The sequence below is a fragment of the Aeromonas sp. 130281 genome, assembly GCF_056642115.1.
In genome coordinates this window covers 796,032-816,957 of the sequence record NZ_JBWVQS010000001.1, presented here as the reverse complement: position 1 = coordinate 816,957, position 20,926 = coordinate 796,032, and the positions used below count along the sequence as shown (strand labels likewise).

The 20,926-nt window shown below is 60.3% G+C and carries 21 protein-coding genes; 7 read left to right on the top strand and 14 right to left on the bottom strand.

Going from position 1 to position 20,926, the window contains the following annotated elements:
• Nucleotides 1-472 precede the first annotated feature (472 nt).
• From AC1IN8_RS03555 to AC1IN8_RS03525, 7 genes are all read left to right on the top strand, one after another.
• Entirely contained in the window at nucleotides 473-1,372 is a 900-nt protein-coding gene (locus tag AC1IN8_RS03555; protein WP_479758090.1) for a flagellin N-terminal helical domain-containing protein, read from the top strand.
• Between the two features lie 614 nt (nucleotides 1,373-1,986).
• The gene (locus tag AC1IN8_RS03550) at nucleotides 1,987-2,886 is read left to right on the top strand and encodes a flagellin N-terminal helical domain-containing protein (RefSeq protein WP_408748472.1); all 900 of its coding nucleotides are present in this window, start codon (nucleotides 1,987-1,989) and stop codon (nucleotides 2,884-2,886) included.
• A 36-nt stretch (nucleotides 2,887-2,922) separates the two neighbouring features.
• The gene (locus AC1IN8_RS03545) at nucleotides 2,923-3,372 is read left to right on the top strand and encodes a flagellar protein FlaG (protein WP_479758089.1); all 450 of its coding nucleotides are present in this window, start codon (nucleotides 2,923-2,925) and stop codon (nucleotides 3,370-3,372) included.
• A 31-nt stretch (nucleotides 3,373-3,403) separates the two neighbouring features.
• A complete protein-coding gene (gene fliD / locus AC1IN8_RS03540; protein WP_479758088.1) occupies nucleotides 3,404-4,798 on the top strand; it encodes a flagellar filament capping protein FliD in 1,395 nt (464 codons plus the stop codon).
• A 20-nt stretch (nucleotides 4,799-4,818) separates the two neighbouring features.
• Entirely contained in the window at nucleotides 4,819-5,241 is a 423-nt protein-coding gene (gene fliS / locus AC1IN8_RS03535; RefSeq protein WP_111912395.1) for a flagellar export chaperone FliS, read from the top strand.
• Between the two features lie 50 nt (nucleotides 5,242-5,291).
• The gene (locus tag AC1IN8_RS03530) at nucleotides 5,292-5,564 is read left to right on the top strand and encodes a hypothetical protein (RefSeq protein WP_479758086.1); all 273 of its coding nucleotides are present in this window, start codon (nucleotides 5,292-5,294) and stop codon (nucleotides 5,562-5,564) included.
• Nucleotides 5,564-7,651, top strand: a complete 2,088-nt coding sequence (locus AC1IN8_RS03525; RefSeq protein WP_479758085.1) for a motility associated factor glycosyltransferase family protein — start codon at nucleotides 5,564-5,566, stop codon at nucleotides 7,649-7,651. The genes AC1IN8_RS03530 and AC1IN8_RS03525 overlap by 1 nt, the downstream gene beginning before the upstream one ends.
• Before the next feature lie 50 nt (nucleotides 7,652-7,701).
• On the opposite strand, the gene AC1IN8_RS03520 is transcribed toward AC1IN8_RS03525, so the two are convergent.
• From AC1IN8_RS03520 to AC1IN8_RS03455, 14 genes are all read right to left on the bottom strand, one after another.
• Nucleotides 7,702-8,367, bottom strand: a complete 666-nt coding sequence (locus tag AC1IN8_RS03520; RefSeq protein ID WP_479758084.1) for a class I SAM-dependent methyltransferase — start codon at nucleotides 8,365-8,367, stop codon at nucleotides 7,702-7,704.
• A complete protein-coding gene (pseI, locus tag AC1IN8_RS03515) occupies nucleotides 8,368-9,426 on the bottom strand; it encodes a pseudaminic acid synthase (protein ID WP_479758083.1) in 1,059 nt (352 codons plus the stop codon).
• A complete protein-coding gene (pseH, locus tag AC1IN8_RS03510) occupies nucleotides 9,423-9,986 on the bottom strand; it encodes a UDP-4-amino-4,6-dideoxy-N-acetyl-beta-L-altrosamine N-acetyltransferase (protein ID WP_479758082.1) in 564 nt (187 codons plus the stop codon). Before pseH ends, pseI begins: the two co-directional genes overlap by 4 nt.
• Nucleotides 9,968-10,912, bottom strand: coding sequence for a hypothetical protein (locus AC1IN8_RS03505; RefSeq protein ID WP_479758081.1), 945 nt, complete (start codon nucleotides 10,910-10,912; stop codon nucleotides 9,968-9,970). Before AC1IN8_RS03505 ends, pseH begins: the two co-directional genes overlap by 19 nt.
• Entirely contained in the window at nucleotides 10,913-12,202 is a 1,290-nt protein-coding gene (locus AC1IN8_RS03500; RefSeq protein WP_479758080.1) for an aminotransferase class III-fold pyridoxal phosphate-dependent enzyme, read from the bottom strand.
• The gene (locus AC1IN8_RS03495) at nucleotides 12,199-12,954 is read right to left on the bottom strand and encodes a cytidylyltransferase domain-containing protein (protein ID WP_479758079.1); all 756 of its coding nucleotides are present in this window, start codon (nucleotides 12,952-12,954) and stop codon (nucleotides 12,199-12,201) included. Before AC1IN8_RS03495 ends, AC1IN8_RS03500 begins: the two co-directional genes overlap by 4 nt.
• The gene (locus AC1IN8_RS03490) at nucleotides 12,951-13,796 is read right to left on the bottom strand and encodes an aldo/keto reductase (RefSeq protein ID WP_479758077.1); all 846 of its coding nucleotides are present in this window, start codon (nucleotides 13,794-13,796) and stop codon (nucleotides 12,951-12,953) included. The genes AC1IN8_RS03495 and AC1IN8_RS03490 overlap by 4 nt, the downstream gene beginning before the upstream one ends.
• Nucleotides 13,787-14,929 (bottom strand): UDP-4-amino-4,6-dideoxy-N-acetyl-beta-L-altrosamine transaminase, encoded by a 1,143-nt coding sequence (gene pseC, locus AC1IN8_RS03485; protein WP_479758076.1) that lies wholly within the window; start codon nucleotides 14,927-14,929, stop codon nucleotides 13,787-13,789. The genes AC1IN8_RS03490 and pseC overlap by 10 nt, the downstream gene beginning before the upstream one ends.
• Nucleotides 14,926-15,930 (bottom strand): UDP-N-acetylglucosamine 4,6-dehydratase (inverting), encoded by a 1,005-nt coding sequence (gene pseB, locus AC1IN8_RS03480; protein WP_479758075.1) that lies wholly within the window; start codon nucleotides 15,928-15,930, stop codon nucleotides 14,926-14,928. Before pseB ends, pseC begins: the two co-directional genes overlap by 4 nt.
• 105 nt (nucleotides 15,931-16,035) lie before the next feature.
• Complete coding sequence (locus AC1IN8_RS03475) at nucleotides 16,036-16,875, bottom strand: cobalamin-binding protein (RefSeq protein WP_479758074.1); 840 nt, start codon at nucleotides 16,873-16,875, stop codon at nucleotides 16,036-16,038.
• Nucleotides 16,868-17,800 carry a cobalamin biosynthesis protein CobD/CbiB gene (locus AC1IN8_RS03470; protein WP_479758073.1) on the bottom strand — a complete coding sequence of 311 codons (933 nt, stop codon included), beginning with the start codon at nucleotides 17,798-17,800 and terminating at the stop codon, nucleotides 16,868-16,870. The genes AC1IN8_RS03475 and AC1IN8_RS03470 overlap by 8 nt, the downstream gene beginning before the upstream one ends.
• Before the next feature lie 26 nt (nucleotides 17,801-17,826).
• Complete coding sequence (gene mtnN / locus AC1IN8_RS03465) at nucleotides 17,827-18,519, bottom strand: 5'-methylthioadenosine/S-adenosylhomocysteine nucleosidase (protein WP_043129316.1); 693 nt, start codon at nucleotides 18,517-18,519, stop codon at nucleotides 17,827-17,829.
• Nucleotides 18,520-18,628: 109 nt separating this feature from the next.
• Nucleotides 18,629-19,387 (bottom strand): substrate-binding periplasmic protein, encoded by a 759-nt coding sequence (locus AC1IN8_RS03460; RefSeq protein WP_479758072.1) that lies wholly within the window; start codon nucleotides 19,385-19,387, stop codon nucleotides 18,629-18,631.
• 367 nt (nucleotides 19,388-19,754) lie between these two features.
• Nucleotides 19,755-20,684: a ZIP family metal transporter gene (locus AC1IN8_RS03455; RefSeq protein ID WP_265435951.1), complete on the bottom strand. Its 930-nt coding sequence runs from the start codon at nucleotides 20,682-20,684 to the stop codon at nucleotides 19,755-19,757.
• Between the last annotated feature and the right edge of the window lie 242 nt (nucleotides 20,685-20,926).

Sequence of the window (20,926 nt, the reverse complement as noted above, 5' to 3'; positions counted from 1 at the left end):
TGCGCAGATCGTTCACTCTGTCACCCTCGAGGTTGTTCTCCTGAGCGTAAGCTCTTCTTTGGCCGACATTGTCGGCCTTTTTTATGGGCGCCGATAAACTGGCGACACATAAACTCCAGCATAAAACATGCCAATTTCTATTGCGTAGACATTCATGAGTGACGTCGAAGTGTCTAATGACGACAGGGCTTTGAGGCCACGTCATCAGGAACAGGGCTGTTGCCAGTTTTTTGCGTGGGGAGGTTGAATAAATTGCTTAAAGCTTCTGATGGGACTGCCGTTACAGAGAGTGAAGCAAATCGAGGGGTGTTCGGAAAACCAACATTTGCGCAACTGCGGGTCCTGTGTCCGTTCAAACAGGGGACCCGCCAGATGGCACAGACCGTTCAATCTGTCCATCTGAACGGTGGGACCCTGGCTGCATAGATGCAAGCAGAGCCCGCAGTTTCTTGTTCATCAGGAGAAATCTTTTATGGCCATGTTTATCAATACCAACACTTCATCATTGAACGCCCAGCGTAACTTGATGAACACCACCAAGTCGTTGGATACCTCATACACCCGCCTGGCATCCGGTCTGCGTATCAACAGCGCCAAGGACGATGCGGCCGGTCTGCAGATCTCCAACCGTCTGACCTCCCAGGTCAACGGCCTGGATCAGGGCAACCGCAACGCCAACGACGGCATCTCCCTGGCGCAGACCGCAGAAGGGGCCATGGATGAAGTGACCGGTATGCTGCAGCGTATGCGTACCCTGGCCCAGCAATCTGCCAACGGTTCCAACTCCGCCAAGGATCGCGAAGCCCTGCAGAAGGAAGTGGATCAGCTGGGGTCTGAAATCAACCGTATCTCCACCGATACTACCTTCGCCGGGACCAAGTTGCTTGACGGTAGCTACTCTGGCTCCTTCCAGGTGGGCGCGGATGCCAATCAGACCATCGGCTTTAGCCTGAACCAGTCTGCCGGTTTCAGTATCTCCGGGATTGCCGCCGCCGCTGCCACGTCCATCACAACGGCAACCGGGGCGACGGTACTGGTGTCTGCCATCTTTGTTGGTGGCAGTGCAGGTGGTATCAGTATCAGCAGCCAGAGTAACGCCCAGAACGTCTTGGCGGCCGTCGACTCCATGTTGGGAGTGGTGGATGGCAAACGTGCCGAGCTGGGTGCGGTGCAGAACCGACTGGATTCGACCATTCGCAACCAGGCCAATATCTCGGAAAACGTCAGTGCCGCCCGCTCCCGTATCCGTGATGCGGACTTCGCCACCGAAACTGCCAACATGACCAAGCAGAATATCCTGCAACAGGCGGCTTCCAGCATACTGGCCCAGGCCAACCAGCGTCCGCAGTCTGCCCTGTCACTGCTGGGTTAATCAGCAAAAAGAACAGGGCGGTTGTTCAGGCCGCCCTGGTAAGAAAAGATGGAACAATGGGGTGTTCGGATTTACGCCTTGTCCTATCGAAAGAGAGATTATCTTGTTGGTGTCTCTCCTCGAGTGTTGTGCAGTCGTTCACTCTGCCGCTCTCGAGGTGGTTCTCCTGAGCATAAACTCTTCAATGGCCGACTATTGTCGGCCTTTTTATTGGCGCCAGAAAAGTGGCGACGAGAAGTATCCAGCATAAACTATGCCAGTTGAGCTTTCTGGCCTGAATCCAATATGAACAAAAGCCTTCTGCTCTGAACGGGATCGGCCAGCTGTCTGGTTAACCGCCATCAGTCTCTGAGCGGAAGGCATTTGCCTCTTTGTTGATGAGAGCGGCAATAAATGTCCTAAAGCTTCTGATGGGACTGCCGCTACAAAGGATGAAGCAAATTGTGGGGTGTTCGGAAATCCAGCATTTGCGCAACTGCGGGTCCTGTGTCCGTTCAAACAAGGGACCCGCCAGATGGCACAGACCGTTCAATCTGTCCATCTGAACGGTGGGATCCTGGCTGCATAGATGCAAACAGAGCCCGCAGTTTCTTGTTCATCAGGAGAAATCTTTTATGGCCATGTTTATCAATACCAACACTTCATCATTGAACGCCCAGCGTAACTTGATGAACACCACCAAGTCGTTGGATACCTCATACACCCGCCTGGCATCTGGTCTGCGTATCAACAGTGCCAAGGACGATGCGGCGGGCCTTCAGATCTCCAACCGTCTGACCTCCCAGGTCAACGGCCTGGATCAGGGCAACCGCAACGCCAACGATGGCATTTCCCTGGCACAGACAGCGGAAGGGGCCATGGATGAAGTGACCGGCATGCTGCAGCGCATGCGCACCCTGGCCCAGCAATCAGCCAACGGCTCCAACTCCGCCAAGGACCGCGAGGCTCTGCAGAAGGAAGTGGATCAGCTGGGCTCTGAGATCAATCGAATCTCCAAAGATACCACCTTTGCGGGTACCAAGCTGCTGGATGGCAACTACAGCGGTAGCTTCCAGGTTGGGGCAGATGCCAACCAGACCATCGGCTTCAGCCTGTCCCAGGCTGATGGGTTCAGCATTTCCGGTATTGCGGCTGCGGCCAACACTACTGTCGATGTAGGTACAGTGATCGGTACTGCCATCAACGTCACTGCGATCTTTGCCGCAGGTAGTTCGATTAGCATCAGTACTCAGAGCGGCGCTCAACAAGTGTTGGCTGCTGCCGATGCCATGCTGGGGGTGGTGGACAGCAAGCGTGCCGAGCTGGGTGCGGTGCAAAACCGTCTGGATTCGACCATTCGCAACCAGGCCAATATCTCCGAGAACGTCAGCGCCGCGCGCTCCCGTATCCGTGATGCGGACTTTGCGACAGAAACCGCCAACATGACCAAGCAGAACATTCTGCAACAGGCCGCGTCCAGCATCCTGGCACAGGCCAACCAGCGTCCGCAGTCGGCTTTGTCGCTGCTGGGCTAAGTCGGTTCAACCGTCAATTGACATGAGGAGCAGCAGATGGCCAATGAATCGATAGCCATGCCTTCTGTTACTTCGACGCTGACTCAACATGGCGGCCCCCAGGCCGCCATGGCTGTTTCTCCATCGGTCTCCAATGGAGAGGATGTGGTCGAGCAGACCAGTGTCGAGCCGATAGCCAAGGCATCACAGGCACAGGTCAAGGCGTCAGAGTCGCGTATGGACAAGGCCTATATGGAAAAACAGGCCCAAGAATTGCAAGAAAGATTGGACAATTTGAGCAAGTTGAAGGGATGGACCATCAATTTCAGTCTGGTCCCCGAATTTGACCAGCCGGTGATCAAGGTGATAGATGCGGAGACCAAGCAGGTTATCCGTCAGATCCCGAGCGAGGAAATGCTCTTGATAAGCAAGAGGTTGCAATCCATGGATCAGGCGAATGGCAATAGTGCCGCTCTCTCCGGGCTGCTGTTCGATGGTCAGGTGTGACCCAATTTTAAGTCGATAGACAGGAGGATGTATGGCAATTACCTCTGCGGGGGCGGGATCCGGGCTCGATCTTGAAAGTGTGATCTCGGCGAGTGTGGCAGCGAAAAAAGCCCAGCTGCAACAACCGATCGTCACCAAACAAAACAGCACCCAGATCACCTTGTCTGGCATAGGTCAGTTGAAATCCTCCATCTCTGCCTTCACCGACATCCTCGACAAGCTGAGTGCCCCCGGTGCTTTCAACAAGCGCGCCATCAACATTACCCAGAGCAAAGACGACCCCATACTGAAGGTGGAGAGCAAGTCTGGCGCCTCCAATGGGCAATACAACATCATCGTCAATAAGTTGGCACAAACGAGCCGTCAGGAAGGGATCTTTGATAGTTCCACCACCTCTCTGGTCACCCAGGATGGGCAACTGACGTTCAAGGCCGGCGACAAGACGTTCAAGGTGGATGTGAAAGCGGGCGATACCCTGCAAGACATTCGCAAGAGCATCAACAGCAATGGCGACAACTTCGGCCTCAGCGCCAACATAGTGAACACGGCGGATGGCAAGGCCAAGCTGGTGATCGATTCCGGCATTTCGGGCGATGGCAAGGACCTGACCATCACCGGAGATACGGCGGAGCTCGCCATCTTCGAGTCGGGGGGCGGTGTCATGAACCAGACCCGGGCTGCCAGCAGTGCAGAGATCTCCGTGGATGGCAACGTCCTCAAGAGCGACACCAACACCTTTGATGACTCTATCCAGGACCTCAAGGTGACTGTGCTGCGCGTGTCGGATAAAGACAGTGTGGGGGATCTCAAGGCAAACAAGGTCGATATCACGACCGACAAGACCTCTATCCAGGAGCTTGTCCAGCAGTTCGTGGATGGTTACAACACCCTGCAAGACAAGATGAATACCCTGGGCAAACGCAACACCTTCGTGGGTGGCGTGAAGCAGGATGATGGCGGCGCCCTGGCCGGTGACTCAACCACAAGAGCCATCGAGTCATTCATGAGCAATCTGCTGGTCAGCCCTTCCCAGAACAGCGGTACCTACTCCACCATCTTCGAGGTCGGTATCAAGATGGACAACAAGGGCAAGCTCTCTCTCGACAAGACGAAGTTTGGCGAAGCCGTCGACAAGAACTTCGATCAGGTTGTGGCACTGTTTGGTGGCGAGAAGGGCCTGGCGGGCACCTTGAATACCGGCTTGAAAGAATATACCAAGAGCGGCGGCATGCTGGCACAACGAGAAGATGTCTTGAACTCTGACTTGCGTGCTCTTACCCAGAAAACCTCAACGGCCAGTGCACAATTGGCAAAATATGAGGCCTCACTGCGTGCCCAATATGGCAGCCTGGATGCCTTGCTGGTCAAGATGAACAACTCGGCCTCTGCATTGTCCAGCCTGCAGACGAATTATCAGAAATCTTGATAGATCGAGAGTATTGAAATATGTACAAGCGCAATATCAAAGCCTATACCGCAGGCAACCTCGCAGCCGATCTGGCCACGGCGGATCCTCACCGTGTCATTCAACTGATGATGCAGGGGTGCCTGGAACGTCTGGCACAAGCCAAGGGGGCCATCGAGCGCCAGGACATGGAAGCAAAATCGGTGGCCATTTCCAAGGCACAAGGGTTGCTGCATGGTTTGCAGGATGCACTGGATATGAGCCAGGGAACCATGGCTGAAGACCTATATGGGCTTTACGCCTATATGGACGAACGTATCTGGGATGCCAGTCTGGCGCGCGATATCGCTCCCCTCGAAGAGGTCATGGGACTGATGCTGACCATCAAATCCGGTTGGGATCAATTGCCCGAGGCTGAAAAACAGCAGGGCTATCAGATGAGACAGCAGTTGGGTGAGCTGTGAGAGCCACTCTCACCGAGCTCGATGACGCACTGCGGGATAATAGCCGCTTGATGGGCGCCCTATTGCAACAGCAGCAATATGATGAGGCCCTGTCGTGCATGGATGAGCGGTTGGTGTTGATAGGTCGTCTGGTGCAGCTTGCTCAAGATGAACCTGAGCAACAACAGGCTGTTGCGGCCCTGGCTGGCGAGCTGTCACTTCAAGAAGAGAGCACGAAAGCCCTGATAGCCAGTCATCATCACGCCATTTTCGAACAACTGACTCACGTTGGGAAAGCCAGCAGGGCTGGGCAAGCGTATCGTGCAAACAGCAAGGAGTTCTGATGCCAGGCAATATTGATGCAGCCCTGATAAAAGCGGAGCAGGATGCACAGCGACTTCAGCAGCAAGCAGAGCAGGAAGCTGCCATGAAGGTGGCGTTACCCCTTCGCTTTGCACAAAATATGGCTGCGTTTCGTCAATATATTCCCCATATCGCCGACATCTATGAGGACTATCAGCCCGCTCGTCCATTCAAGTTCTTCTGCACTGAAAACGGTCAACCCAATCTGGCCTGGCTGGATGATGATGTCGCCGTGTACGGTGCTGAGCCTTATCTCATCTGTGAGACGCTGGTGAAGGAGTTCATGGAGAAGGGGGGATTATCCAGATTCTCCTTCAGCCAGGAGGCCAATCCCCTGGGCTTCATGCATGTCGAGTACCTCAACAAGCTCAATGCCTATCTTGACGACATTTCCGCGCGGGAAGAGAGACTGGGACAGGTGCCCCAAGAGGTACCGAGCGCCTTTATCTTCGGGGTGGGTCTGGGCTATCACCTCGGTTATCTCTATGAAAGGTGCAAGATCGGTACTCTCTTTCTGTTCGAGCCGGACCTGGATCTCTTCTATGCTTCCTTGTTCTGCTTCGATTGGGCGCCATTGCTGACTTATCTGCATCAGGAGAATCTGGGGCTGCACATTCTGCTGGGGCAGGATGAAGAAACCATCGTCAAGGATTTTGCTGCGGCCATTCACAGCCGTGGATCTTTCCTGATCGCCAACGCTTTCATCATGTGGGGCTATCAGAACGAGAAGATAAGAAAGCTGATAGAGAAGGTGCAGCAGGAATATTATCTGCTGGTCATGGGGTGGGGCTTCTTCGATGACAATCTGATCGCCCTGTCTCACACTATCAATAATATCGAGCGTGCAGTACCCTTCTTGAAAAAGGGCGGGAGGATCCCATCTGGTTATTCTCGGACTCCCGTCTTTATTATTGCCAATGGTCCTTCGCTGGATGAAGCCATTTCTGTCATCGAGAAAAACAAAGACAAGGCCATCATCATCTCCTGTGGCAGCGCCATTTCAGCCTTGCAAAAGGTCGGTATCAAGCCGGATATTCACGTTGAGACGGAGCGGACCAAGATAGTCTATGACTTCCTGATCAATCTGAACGATCCTGATTACCTGCGCGATGTCCTGTTCCTGAGTACGGATGTCATTCATCCCGACTGCGCCTCGCTATTCAACCGTTCGGTGCTTGCATTCAAACTCAGTGAGCCTGGGGTGGCGCTCTACCATAATTATTTCCCTCATTTGAACGCCTGCGCCGCCCTCGGTGGGGTAAACCCCCTGGTGGGCAATATAGGTGTCAGTGCCCCCATCCATCTTGGTTTTAAAAACCTCTATCTGTTCGGTCTGGATAACGGCTACAAGCACAAGGGACACCATCATTCCAAGCTCAGCTCCTACTATAACAACGAGGAGAGTGCCGGGGCCTTGGGGGAGATGATGTATGGCGATAGTTTGTGGCAACGGGAAGGGAATTTTGGCGGCACCATCATCAGCAACGCCATGTTTGACACCTCGCGGCGGGTGATCGAGCAGGTGCTGGCAGCCAATGAAGATATTCGCTGCTTCAATTGCAGCGATGGCGCCAAGATAGAAAAGGCGAGGGCCCTGCCAAGTGCCGAGATAAGCCTCTCTATGCCGGTCGACAAGTCCGCCCTGCTGGGGGAGATAGTGGCGCTCTGTGCCCCGATCCCTTTGTGCAAGCAAGACTTCTCTTCGCTGCTTGACGTCGAGTTCTTCAATATCTTCATCGACAAGATGGTGGCCGAATGGCAACAGGATTTCACGTCTCGCAATGAGATAAATCAGCTGATGCTGCGCAACTTTGGCTATCTTGCCCAGATTTCCGCCACACGCCAGCAGCATATTCCACAAACCATGATAGGGTCGATGAATTATGTATTTACCCTGCTGAGCTCCATTCTCTACTCCTTCGAGGGGGAGGAGGAAACGTTGGCGCTGATGAAACCGGCCATCGAACTCTGGTTGGAGTTCTTGGCGAAAGTCAGAGAGATGTATCCGATGGCACTCGACAGCGTCGATATGATAGATAACGAAGTGATGGCGTTGTTCAGGAAATAAAGGATAAAATTTAAGCAAATAAAAACACCGACCCTTGGGTCGGTGTTTTTTTATCCCTTGGGATAAGGATTCTGCGCTGCGAGCAGGCGCACATCTTTTCGCAGGATCTGCACCGAGATCAGTGCATCTGGCTCCAGTTCGGCGCCACCGTCGTGATGCTGCACGTGTTCAAACAGGCGATGGTAGCTCGGGTGCCAGCTAAACAACTCTCCGTAATTCATCTTGTAGCTGAAGAGATTGGCGTGATGCTGATAGTCGTTGCGATAGTGGCCCGTCGGGGGATTGAAATCCAGTATGGTCATGAGGCCCCGATCGGCCAGCAGGGCATCACTGCCGGCGGCAATCCTGAACAGATCCTGGGGATCGCACAGATAGAGGCAGAAGCCGAAGATGATGAGATCGACCGGCTCTATCTCGGGCAGGCTGTCGGCCGTCCCGACGGTGAGGTGCAACCCTGGATAGCGGGAGAGCCCATCCTGGATGGCGCTGGCGGACGGATCCACCCCATAGCAGCGGGCGCCGTAGTGCTCGGCCAGCTGCGCCAGCCGCCAGCCATTGGCACAGCCTATCTCCAGGATCCTGGCAGGTCTGCTGCCCAGGTATTCCAGCGCCTTGAAGATGGGATCATTTGCCAGGGATTTCTCGAGGATGGCGGCCTTGTTGCGCTCGTACCACTCGTTCCCTTCCTGGGCCATGAAGACGTTTTTCTGTTGCATCTACTGCTCCTCGGCAACTTGGGCAATCAATGACCATGCCAGCGGTGTGCCAGCCTGAATATCCTGGCTTGCACGGCGACCCAGCAGGGAGGGCAGGTGAACCGGGGGTAATCCATCCGCAGGGCGGACGGAGCGCACATTGCGGGGGGTAAAGGCCTCTCCTGCTTTCATCGGCTCACAGACGAAGAGTGAGCGGGAGAAGTGCCGGTTTGCCATCGCCTTATCATTGAGGCTGTAGCAGACCTCGCCCAGGGCGGCCTCAACCTGCCTGATCCCGTTGACCATATGGGAAAACTCGTCCGGTGTCATGGAGAAGGAGGCATCCGGTCCTCCCAGGGTGCGATCCAGAATGAAGTGTTTTTCAATCACGCGAGCCCCCAGTGCGGTGGCGGCCATGGCCACGGCCTCGCCCAGGGTATGATCCGACAAGCCCACCTTCACCCCGAATGTCTGTCGCATATTGGGCATGGTGAGCAGGTTGGCCTCCTCTACCGGGGCGGGGTAGGAGGAGGTGCACTTGAGCAGGGTAATATCCTGATTGCCCATGCGGCGGCAGGCCTGCACGGCGGCATCGATATCGGCCAGGGTCGCGATGCCGGTCGAGATGATCATCGGCTTACCCTTGCTGGCCGCGTATTCGATCAGGGGAATGTCGGTGATTTCGAACGAGGCGATCTTGTAGAGGGGAACCTTGAGTTCTTCCAGAAAATCGACCGCGGTAACATCAAAGGGGGTGGAGAAGAAGATCAGCCCCTCTTTGTGCGCCTCGGCCTGGATGGCGGCATGCCACTCCCAGGGGGTATAGGCCTCCTGGTAGAGCTTGTAGAGCGTGGTGCCATCCCAGATGGTGCCCTGATTGATCTGGAAATACTCGTTGTCGCAATCCAGGGTGATGGTGTCGGCCGTATAGGTCTGGATCTTGATGGCATCGGCGCCGCACGCCTTGGCCGCCCGTACCGTCGCCAGCGCCGTCTCCAGGGAGTGGCCGTGGTTGGCAGACAGCTCGGCGATGATGAAACACCGATCCGGGTTGATGGCACTCGCCATGGTTTGGGTCATGAATGTGTCCACTCCTGTTCAGTGATCCCCATCAGCACGAGATCCACATGGTTTGTTGTATGGGGGCGATAGACGGCCTCCCGCCAGGCGCCTTCATGGCGAAAGCCTGCTCTCAGATAGGCTTGAATGGCTCTTTCATTGTCCGCGGCGACCTCCAGCTTGAGAGTGTGCAGGTGGGCGATCTCGAAGGCGAGCCGGTTGACGGCGGTCAGCAGGCGCGCGCCCAGCCGTTTCTCGCTGCGCCAGGGATTGCGATAGATCCCGAGCCAGGCCAGGCGATTGTGCCAGTCAAGCCGGTGCAGGGAGATGACGCCGACAGGACCCGCGTTGTCCAGACAGAGATAGTTGATGTTGCGGGTGTCCTGATGCTGGCGAGCCATGAAGGCGCGATGTGATTCCAGGCTGATGTCGCCGCCACTGTTCATCCAGTGCGCAATGTCTGGATGTGTGCGCATCTGCCAGACCGCCACTATCTGCTGCTCGTCCAGCATGGCGAAAGGGATGAGGGTGACACCGGCCAGCTCGAAGCGGCGCTGCAGGTTTATCTCTGGTTGAGCCATGAGAGGGCCTCCAGGGTGCCGTTTCCTGCCATCAGCGCTTGCAGCTTGTGTGCTCGTCTAATGCGTTCGTCCGGAGCCGCCAGTCTTGCCAGCCCTTGTTCCAGCCGGGAGAGCAAGTCGGCATCATGCCACCAGCCGCCCGAGAGGAAGGCGTCCGGGCCGCACCAGCCAGCCAGCTGACTTGCCTGATTGTCGGCAACACCGACAAGGATGCCCGGCAGTCCGCAGCGCGCCAGCTCATAGGTCACCTGTCCGGCACTGCCGATGGCCAGATCACAGCGACACATGAGAGCGGCCATCTGGCTGGCATCGAGACGGTGATGTTGCCTGCATCCCGACAGCCGCGGATCGTGCTCCCGGATGATGACGTCCAGCTCCACCTCAGGACAGTGCTGACGTAGCCAGGTGACCAACCCGGGAGTGAGATCGCGCACATCGGTTCCCCCCATGATGATCAGGATGCGTTCGATACGCTCGGGAACCCGGTTTCGGGCTGGAACAGACCAGAACGGGGGGCGTAAGGGTTGCCAGCCGGGCCCCCACTGCCATAGCGCGGGGCCGGACTTGTTGCCAGGTGCGCCCGGACTGGCGTGGATCACCAACCCCTCTGGATAGTCCAGGCGCTCGGTGTCATCGAGATATATCACCCGCAGGAAACCGGCTGCGATGCTCTCAAGCGTGGCCAGGCTGGCCGAGTAGGAGTCGACAATGGCGACCGCCTGCCGTGGGGAGATGTGTTGTTGCTGCCAGTTTCCCCAACTGACGGTCTCCTCCTTGAGCAGGGCGCTGGCAAGATCATCGCCCTCGACCACCCAGTGGACGGCGCCCCCCTGTTGTCGCCAGGCCTGCGCATAGGCGCTGCAACGGCTGAGGTGCCCCAGGCCCCGGACTCTGTCCCCTTCACTGAAGATCCACAGGGGCAGCACTCAGCGCACCTTGAACACCGGCTGGATGGGTTCGCCATCCAGGGCCTGATGAATGGCCTTGTCTGCATCCAGCCGGATAAGCGCCGGCAGGATATCGGCATAGACGGCCAGCAGAGTTTGAACGTCCTGTTCGCTGTGGGCGAGATTGAGGTTGTGGCTGCCGAGGCTAAGAATGCCGCGCTTGCACAGCTCCTGGATGAAGTAGCTTTTCAGCAGCCAGCTGGAGTGGTTGGCCGAGTCGCCGATGAGCAGGAAGCTCCAGCTCGGGTGGCCGGCGCTTTGCAGCCAGCTCGGGGCGTTCAACTGCTGGAGCAGGGTATCGAGTCCGCTCAGCAGTTGCTGGCCCCGCTCGGCCAGTCTGGCGGGCACGTCGAGCCGGCGCATCTTCCTGATGACGGCGTTGGCCGCCGCCAGGGCGATGGCATCGCCGCCGAAGGTGCCGGAGAAGAAGATATCCTCCATGCGGCCCATGTACTGGCGGCGACCCACCACGGCGGAGATGGGGAAGCCGTTGGCCATGCCCTTGCCAAAGGCGGCCAGATCCGGCGTGACCCCGAACAGGGTCTGGGCGCCGCCGAGGTGGAAGCGAAAGCCGGTGATGGTCTCATCGAAGATGAGCAGGGCGCCGTGTTCGTCGCAGAGCTGGCGCAGACCGGGCAGGAAGTCCGGGGCGGGCCAGGCGACGTTCATGGGCTCCAGGATCACGGCGGCAAACTCGCCGGGATGGGTTTCCAGCTGGGCCCTGATGGAGCCCAGATCGTTGTAGTCGAAGCGGTGGGTCAGCTCGCGTACGCACTCGGGCACCCCCAGATGGCGGGTGGTGGAGCCGATGTACCAGTCTTGCCAGCCGTGGTAGCCGCAGACGGCGACCCGCTCCCGACCGGTGACGGCGCGGGAGAGGCGGATGCAGGCGGAGGTGGCGTCGGTGCCGTTCTTGCCAAAGCGAACCATCTCGGCGCAGGGGATAAGCTCGATCAGCTGCTCCGCGACCTCGGTTTCCAGCCTATGGGGAAGGGAGAAGATGGAGCCCAGATTGAGCTGCTCCAGCACGGCCTGGTTCACATCCGGGTCGCAGTAACCCAGGCTGATGGCCAGAAGGCCGCTGGCAAAGTCGAGATACTCGTTGCCATCCACATCCCATACCCTGGCGCCCTGGCCACGCTCGATAAAGAGCGGGGCGGCGCCATAGGGGAAGCAGAGGCGGCTCTTGGAGAAGGTCTGGGAGCCTAAAGGAATGCTCTGCTCGGCCCGGGCGGAGAGCGCCAGTGAATGCTGATAACGTGAGGTCATGAGTGGTTCTCCTTGGCCAGCGAGCTTGCCAGCCCCTCATTGCGTTGATGTTGAGTGTTCAGGGTCGCAAGCGCCGGCTCCCGCGCCAGCAGGGCGAGAATGTCGCCGGTGGCAAATGCCGGGTTTGACGGATAAAGCCGCTGATAAATCTGTTCGACCAGGGTGAAGTCGGCGGGCTCGTCCACCGTCCAGCGCAGGTGGGCCAGGCTGGGGATACGGCTCAATGTCCCTATCTTGAACTGATCCTCATGCTGGCGGATGTAGTAGGTCACGTGCTCGCGCTGGGCCGGGGTGTGTGCGCGCTCGGCGAGCAAGTCTAGGGTGGCGGCACTTAAGATCTCGGCGTCCAGGCCGTCCGGGTAGCTGGGATCCCAGCAGTTGCTGCTGTAGTCGTAACCGCCGGTCAGATGCAGCTCGATAAGCTCGTCGATGAGAGCGGGATCCGCGAGGGGGCAATCCCCGGTGAGCCGCACTATCTGGCTGGCCCCGAAGGGTTGTGCGGCCAGATGGAAACGCTGCAACACATCGTCAAGCGGACCGCGGAAACAGGGTACCCCCAGCTGGGTGCAGAGCGCTGCAATGGCCTCATCCTCGCGCTGGTCGCTGGTGGCGACCACCAGCTGATCCAGCCTGGTCGAACGCTTGAGCCGTTCAATCTGGCGGGCGAGCATGGGCTCGCCGAGCAGGGGCTTGAGCACCTTGCCAGGCAGTCGGCTGGAGCTGGCTCTGGCCTGCAGGATCCCGAGGATCATGATGTTCTCCACAAGGCTGGGTTGATGAGGGTCGGCTCGTCACAGGTGAGGGCGGCCAGGTCGTCGTCATGGCACGGATGCAGATGGGCATAGGCCGAGGCGATGGCCGCCAGCTCGTGGGCATGACAGACCCCCACCACGAAGCGGCTGACCTGGGGCAGGGCCGGGATCAGGGCGAGCGCCTTGTGGAGGGGGGAGAGGTGGGGATGCCACTCATCCAGCCGCGCGAGCGGTTCACTGAAGGCGTCGAAATAAGCGGGACGAAGGGCCGGCTGCATCAGCAGCAGGCCTTGCAGGAAGAGGGATCGCACATGGATTTCACACCCCATGGCCTGCAACCGGTCGAGCCAGCCCGAGCGCAGGAAGCGTTGATCGAGCAGGTTGGCGGGGAGCTGCACCAGCTCCAGGGGATAACCCTGATCCAGCCAGAGTGCCAGCTCCTCGGGGGAGTAGACGGAGACCCCCACCTTGCCCACCTTGCCCTGATGTTGGAAATCCGCCAACTGCTCGAACAGGGCAGGGCTGGCGTCCTGGCTGCGGTGCAGCAGCAGGCCCTCGACGCTGGCTCGGGCCAGTCGTTGCAGACTGGACTCCAAAGAGGAGGCTAGGTTCGCGGCATCTATGCTCGGTGACAGCTTGGTGATGACTTGAAAGTCGGCGGTGTTGCAAAGCCCTAGCCTTGTCTCGGCCTTGCCGTAGGCCTGGGCTGTGTCCAGGGTATCCATCCCCAGCTTGCGGGCCAGAGTCAGGATGGCGCCTAGCTCGGCATCAGCAACCTCGCCAGTGTGGTTGCTGATGCCGTAATCGAGGCCGAACTGGACAGTGCCGAGGGCTAGGCGCATAGCACCGACTCCAGGGCTTCGACCACCTTGTCCTGCTCGGCCGATGAGAGGGCAGGGAACAGGGGAAGGCTGATGGCTTGTCGGTAATAGGCCTGGGCACCGGGGTAATCGGCGGGGTCATGGCCGAGATCACGGTAATAGGGTTGGGCCGGAATGGGCATGTAGTGGACGTTGACGCCGATACCGGCCTCCCTCAGTTGTGCAAACACCCGGTCCCGGTCGTGAACCCGGACCACATAGAGGTGATAGCCGCTGCGGCAGTCATCCATCTGGCGCAGGGGTTGCACCGGCAGTCGGGTCAGCAGCTCGCCGTAGCGGGCGGCCAACTGCCGACGCCTGTCGATGAACAGCGGCAGGCGAGCGAGCTGGCTTAACCCCAGCGCCGCCTGGATGTCGGTCAGGCGGTAGTTGAAGCCGAGCACCTGCTGCTCGTAGTACCAGCCCCCCGGACTGTCGACGCTCAACTGTGCGGGATCCCGGGTGATGCCATGACTGCGATAGAGGCGAAGCCTGGCGGCCAGCTCGGCACTGCGGGTGGTTACCGCGCCCCCTTCCCCCGTGGTGATGGGTTTCACGGGGTGGAAGCTGAAGACGGTCATGTCGCTGTGGGCACAGCTTCCGATGGGGTCCCCCTGATAGCTGGCCCCCAGGGCATGGCAGGCATCCTCGATGAGGTGAACGCCATATTGCCGGCACAGGGCGCCAATCTCGGCAAGATCGCAGGGCTGGCCTGCCAGGTGCACGGCGACCAGGACCCTGGGCTGACGAGCGCTGCCCTGAACGCCTTGCAGCTTCTCGCGCAGCGCCGCCACGCAGAGGTTGCCGGTATCGGGTTCCACATCGACGAAGTCCACCTGGGCGCCGCAATAGCGGGCACAGTTGGCGGAGGCGACGAAACTGATGGCCGAGACCCAGACCCAGTCATCCGCTCCCAGTTCCAGCGCGGCGCAGGCGAGATGCAGGGCCGTGGTGCCGTTGCTGCAGGCGATCACATGGGGGGCATGGCAGTAGTCGGCCAGCCCCTGTTCAAAGGCGGGGACCGCCTCGCCCTGTGTCAGATAGTCCGACTTCAGGACGGCAACGACGGCGTCGATATCTTCATCTGTGATGGATTGGCGTCCATAGGGGATCATTCGGCTAGCACCTGCTGGTTCATCGTTTTCAATTCCTCTATCGACAGGAAATGGCGATTATTGAGGGAATTGTATTCGAAGCCGGGCTCGACCAGGGTCGCCTGCTCCTTCAGGGCATTGATCGCGAAGTCATTGTTGCGACTCGTGAAGGTGATGCTGGGGGCGATGACGTAGTAGTCCTTGAACTCATAGGTATGGTAGGAGTCATCGGCCGGGCACATCACCTCGTGCAGCTTCTCGCCCGGGCGTATGCCGATGATCTCCTGGGGCAGCTCGGGGGCCATGGCGCTGGCGAGATCCGTGATGCGCACGGACGGGATCTTGGGAACGAACACTTCCCCCCCCTTCATGCGGACAAAGTTGGTCAGCACGAACTCCACTCCCTGTTGCAGGGTGAGCCAGAAGCGGGTCATCTCGGCATGGGTGATGGGCAGGCGGCTGGCGCCTTCCTTGATCAACCGGTCGAAGAAGGGCACCACAGAGCCGCGGGATCCCACCACGTTGCCGTAGCGCACTACGGAGAAGATGGTCGGGTGCCTGCCCGCCATATTATTGGCGGCGACGAACAGCTTGTCGGAGCAGAGCTTGGTGGCGCCATAGAGGTTGACCGGGTTGGCAGCCTTGTCGGTGGAGAGGGCGATTACCTTCTCGACCCCGTTGTTGAGGGCCGCCTTGATGACATTTTCCGCCCCATAGATATTGGTCTTGATGCACTCCATGGGGTTGTACTCGGCGGCCGGCACCTGCTTGAGGGCGGCGGCATGAACCACGAAGTCCACGCCGTGCATGGCCATGTTGAGTCGCTCGGCATCGCGCACATCGCCGATGAAGTAACGCATGCAGGGGTTGTTGAAGCGCTGCTGCATCTCGAATTGCTTGAGTTCATCACGGGAATAGACGATCAAACGGCTCGGCGTGTACAGGGAGAGGACCGTCTCGATGAATTTCTTGCCAAAGGAGCCGGTACCCCCGGTGATCAGGATCGTTTTGCCGTTGAACATGTCATAGTCCCGTTATGGAGTGAGTATCTGTCAGAGTGGAAAGCATATTCTATGCCATATCTTGTCGCGAGCCATCGGAGGGCCAACCCGCTGCGACGCCCGGGATCAGGCCGATGGCGGGCTACTGCCGGCGATCGCCTCGCATACCTGCTCCACCGCGTTGAGGGCCCGCGGGGTGAAGCGGTGCAGTTCATCCGGGTTGATGAGAACGAGCCGCTGCTGCTTGACGGCATCCAGCATGGACCACTGGCGCCAGTGGGCCAGCACGGCGGGATCCCGGCTGCCGGCCAGGATGAGCCCGGGGTTGGCCTTGATCACCTGCTCCAGCCCGACCTGGGGGTAGGGGGAGCTGGCATCCGCCATGATATTGCGGCCACCGCAGAGCCTGATGGCGTGGCCCGGCCAGGTCGAGTCGTTGACGCTGGTGAGCGGCGGATACCAGAGCTGATAGAAGACCGAGACTGGCTTGGGCTTGCCGTAGCGCTGTTTCAGGGCATCGAGTCTGGCCAGATAGGCGTCGGCCTGCTGGTCGGCCTTCTGCCGGGTGCCGAGCAGGCGCCCCAGGCTGCGCATCTCGTCGGCCAGGGAGGCAAAGTCGGTGGGCTCCGAGTAGAAGACGGGGATGCCGAGCTTCTCGACGGGGGCCAGCATGCGGGACTGGGCCGAGCGCCAGGCCACCACCAGATCCGGCTTCTGGGCCAGCAGGGCCTCCAGGTTGATGCTGCGGTAGTTGGCGACCCGTGGCAGGGGCGCCACCTCGGGGGGGAAATCGGAGGCATCGTCGGTGGCCACTATGCGATCCCCGGCCCCTATGTCGTACAACAGCTCGGTCAGGTGGGGGGTGAGGCTGATGATGCGCTGCGGGGGGGCCGCCGCGCCTGACAGGGGCAAGCCGAGCAGGCACAGCAGCAGGCAGAGGGTGCGAAGGGGGAAGCGGTCAGCCATGAGTCAGTGCCATCAGGGTCAGGATCAGCGAGAGCCCGAGCCAGCCCCAGCCGATCAGCAGCAGGCGATGGAGCAGGCGCCGGGGCAGGGTGGCGTCGGGCTCGCTCCCATCGCCCAACACCGGGAGGCGCACCAGCTGGCCCTGATAGTAGCGGGGGCCCCCGAGGCGGCTGCCCGTGCTCTGTGCCAGCAGGCCGAGCAGGGCGCCCATGGCCGGATAGGGCCAGCGCAGGGCAAGGCGCAGCTTGCCCCCAAGCTGGCGTAATCGGGTCAGCGCGAGGGGGAGCGCCAGCAGCAATATGGCGGGGGCGCAGAGCCCCTGATAGAGCGCACTGGCGGCGCGGCCGAAGTGGACGAACTCCGCCTGTTTCGGGCTCCAGGCCTGATTCATCAGCTGGGCGAGGCGCCAGAGCAGGGCTCCCTGCACCCCGGCCAGGGCAAAGCCCAGCAGGGGGCCGGCCCACTGCCCAACGAGGCGCAGCACGCAGGTCTCGCTCACCGCCTTGTTCAATCCCATCACCGACAGGGCGCCCGTCTCTCGTCTGAGCCAGCTTGCTGCCTGCAACCTCGCCACCACCAGCGTCTCCTGGGCCGCCAGGGCGCGACTCCCCTGGGCGAGCTCCCGCAGGGGGCGCGACTCCAGCATCAGCAGCAGGAACAGCAGGTCGAACAAAGGCTCGGAGAGGGAGAGGTTGCGTACCGCCCAGAGGCCGGCGGCGCAGGGCACCCAGACCACCAGCAGGGCCAGCAGCCCCGCCTGGCGTTGCTGACCGGGCGAACCGTCCGGGCGATACACCTTGTGGCCGAGGCGGGCCAGCAGCGGCACAGTGGCGCCGGGCCTGAAACGCGCGGGCCAGGGCAGCAGGGCCTCCAGCAGGGCGGCACCCACCATGATGGCCGCCGTCGTCGAGGCGAGGGCAGTCATCAGGTCGTCCCAGGGAAGGGTGTCGATCACAGCTTGCCGAGCAGCGCCATGATCACCTCGGCGGAGTGTTGACCCGCCACCTCGATGAAGGCATCGAAGGATTCCACCTGCTCCTTGCCGGCGATGTCGGACATGGCGCGCACCACCAGATAGGGCACCTTGAACATGTGGCATACCTGGCCGATGGCGGCCCCTTCCATCTCGACTGCCAGCATCTGCGGGAAGTCGGCGCGGGCCTTGGCGATGGCGTCCGGCTTGCACATGAATTGATCACCGGTGCAGATGAGGCCGACCTTGGTCTGGTGCTTGCCTTGCTCGGCGATGCAGGCCTGGGCCAGGGCGATGAGCTTGTCATCGCAGGGGAAGGCGGCGGGCTGCTGGGCCATCTGACCCATCTCGTAGCCGAAGGCGGTCACGTCCACGTCGTGGAAACGCATCTCGCTGGCGATGACCACGTCCCCGATGTGCAGGTCCTGTGCGAAGCCGCCGGCGGAGCCGGTGTTGATGACGCAGTCGGGGGCAAATTTTTCCAGCAGGAGGCTGGTGGCGACGCTGGCGGCAACCTTGCCGATGCCGGAGCGGGTCAGGATCACCTCTTTACCGGCCAGACGGCCCTGATAGAACTCGCAGCCGCCCAGTTGCAGGGTGGTGGGTTCACTGAGCTGGCTGCGCAGCAGGGCCACTTCCTGCTCCATGGCGCCGATAATACCTACTTTCATCATCTACCTCGTCTCTGTGGCCGCTGGGCCGGAAAAGTTGGCGGGGATGATAACAAAACTTGGCGGTGACGCCGAGCATTCCTGTGGGGCTGCCGGGGCATCTCCTGCGTCAGCGGTAGCGCTCGACCAGGGCGGCCAGTTCGCCACTTGTCGCGAGCCGTTGCAGGGTGTTGGCAAACAGGGTCAGTCGCTCGGGGGCACTGTGGCGGTGGAACAGTATGTAGAAGGGGGTCTCTTCCATCACTGTGGGGAGAATGCGGATCCGCTCCCCCAGCCCATGCTCGCGCAGATCGGATTCAAACCCCGGGGAGCGGTAGTAGACGAAGCGCGCCCGCTTCATCAACAGCTTGTCGTAGTTGGCCTTGCTGCCTATTCCGCCGCTGTCGATGAGGAGGCCGCCGATGGCCTGGAGCCGCGCGATGGCGCCGCTGCCGTGATTGATGAGGATGATCCCCTGCTGACCGAGTGCCCTGACGTCCTCCCAGCCCCGGATCTCGACCGGATCGTCGCTGCGCACCGCCAGGTGGTAGCGCACCGTGAAGATGGCGGGTTGCAGGTAGACGAACTGGCTGCGGCGCTCCGGGCTGTCTCCCACGCCGCAGATGAAATCCAGCTGGCCGTGCCGCACCTTCTTCTCCAGGCGCTTGAGGGGCAGGGAGGCCTGATCTCCCGCGATGCGCAGGGTCGGCTCCCGTGCCTCCATGCGCCGAAACAGATCGACGCAGATCCCGCCGATCTTCCCTCCCGCCAGGGTCAGGTATTTGGGGGCCGAATCGGCTTGTGCCGCCGTGTGGTAAACCTCGGTGGCACCGACGGCCCCACTGGCTGGGGCAAGCAGGCAAAGCAGCAGAGCCATCCGGAAGATCATCTCATGCAGGGTCTCGATAGGGGCGACGCTAACCCATCATCAGCCGGATCAGGAACGCAAGGAACTAGACATTAGGCTATTTATCAGCGTGTTATCAACCCAAGGCCGTATCTTGCGTCATCATCAAAGCAAAGCCGGCCATCGGCCCCGGGAGGTGATGGGTCTGGTGACCGTGGTGATGGGATTGGAGTCCACTGCGTGGAAGCCCCGAGGTTGCATCCTCCATATCAACCCAAGGCCGTATCTTGCGTCATCATCAGGGCAAGCCGGCCATCAGCCCCGGGTGGAGATGGGTCTGATGGCCGTTGCGGTGGGTCTCGGGGGTCACCAGAAGGCTTGCATCCTGCCCCGGCCTCTTGCACCCATATCAACCCAAGGCCGTATCCAGCGTCATCATCAGGGCAAAGCCGGCCATCAGGCCAAGGGTGGCGTGGGTCTGGTGGCCGTTGCGGTGGGTCTCGGGGATCACCTCGTGGGAGACCACGAACAACATGGCGCCTGCCGCGAGCCCGAGACCTATGGGGTAGGCGATGGCCATGCCGCTGGCGAGCCCGACCCCGAGCAGGGCGCCGAGCGGTTCCAGCAGGCCGCTGCCGATGGCCACCATGACGGCGACCGAGGGGCGAAAGCCGGCGGCGCACATGGCGAGCGCCACCGCCAGCCCCTCGGGGATGTCCTGCAGGGCGATGGCGGTAGTGAGCGGCAGCCCCACCGCCATGTCCCCCTGGGAGAAGCTGACCCCGATGGCCATGCCTTCCGGCAGGTTGTGCAGGGCGATGGCAAACACGAACAGCCAGACCCGGGAGCAGCTCTCGTGGCCGGGGCCGCAGGGGCCTGTCTTGTCGTGCTCGTGGGGGGTGAACTGATCCAGCCCCAGCATCAGCAAGACCCCGAGGGTCATGCCGGCCACCACCACGGCGGCGGCGAGAAAACCGTCACCTGTGATCCCCTCGGCCGCCTCCAGCCCCGGCAGCAGCAGGGAGAAGGCGCTGGCTGCCAGCATCATGCCGGCGGCAAAGCCTAGCATGGCGTCTTCCACCCGCTGGGGAACAGATCGCAGGAACAGGGCGGGCAGGGCGCCCAGCGCCGTGGCGGCAAACCCGGCGACGCCGCCGATGAGGCCATAACGCACCCCGGGGCTGATGTCACCGGCCGCCAGCAGGATGAGGCTCTGCAACAGGAGCAGCAGCACGGCGGCCAGGGCGAGCAGCAGTCCCAGGGCGATGAGGGGGCGATCCGCTATCTGCTCGCGCAGTTGGACTGACCAGGAGGGGCTGAGGGTCGACGCGTTATCCATGGGGCCTCGGGGGATTGTGGTTGGGAGAGACGAGAGGGCCATTACATAACCTGGCCTCCCGTTTGTCCATGATGGCGGGACGATTGGGGCAATCGGCTCAAGTTTGTGGTCATCCGGTCGCTCTTGTATCCCGGGCACATGCCAAACGACATGGCCCTGTACAACACGAGAGGGATGAGCGAGGGCGGCAGCTGTGATAGGGTGCGCGCCTGCGAACGCTCTTCCCCGCTTGTTCGTGTTGT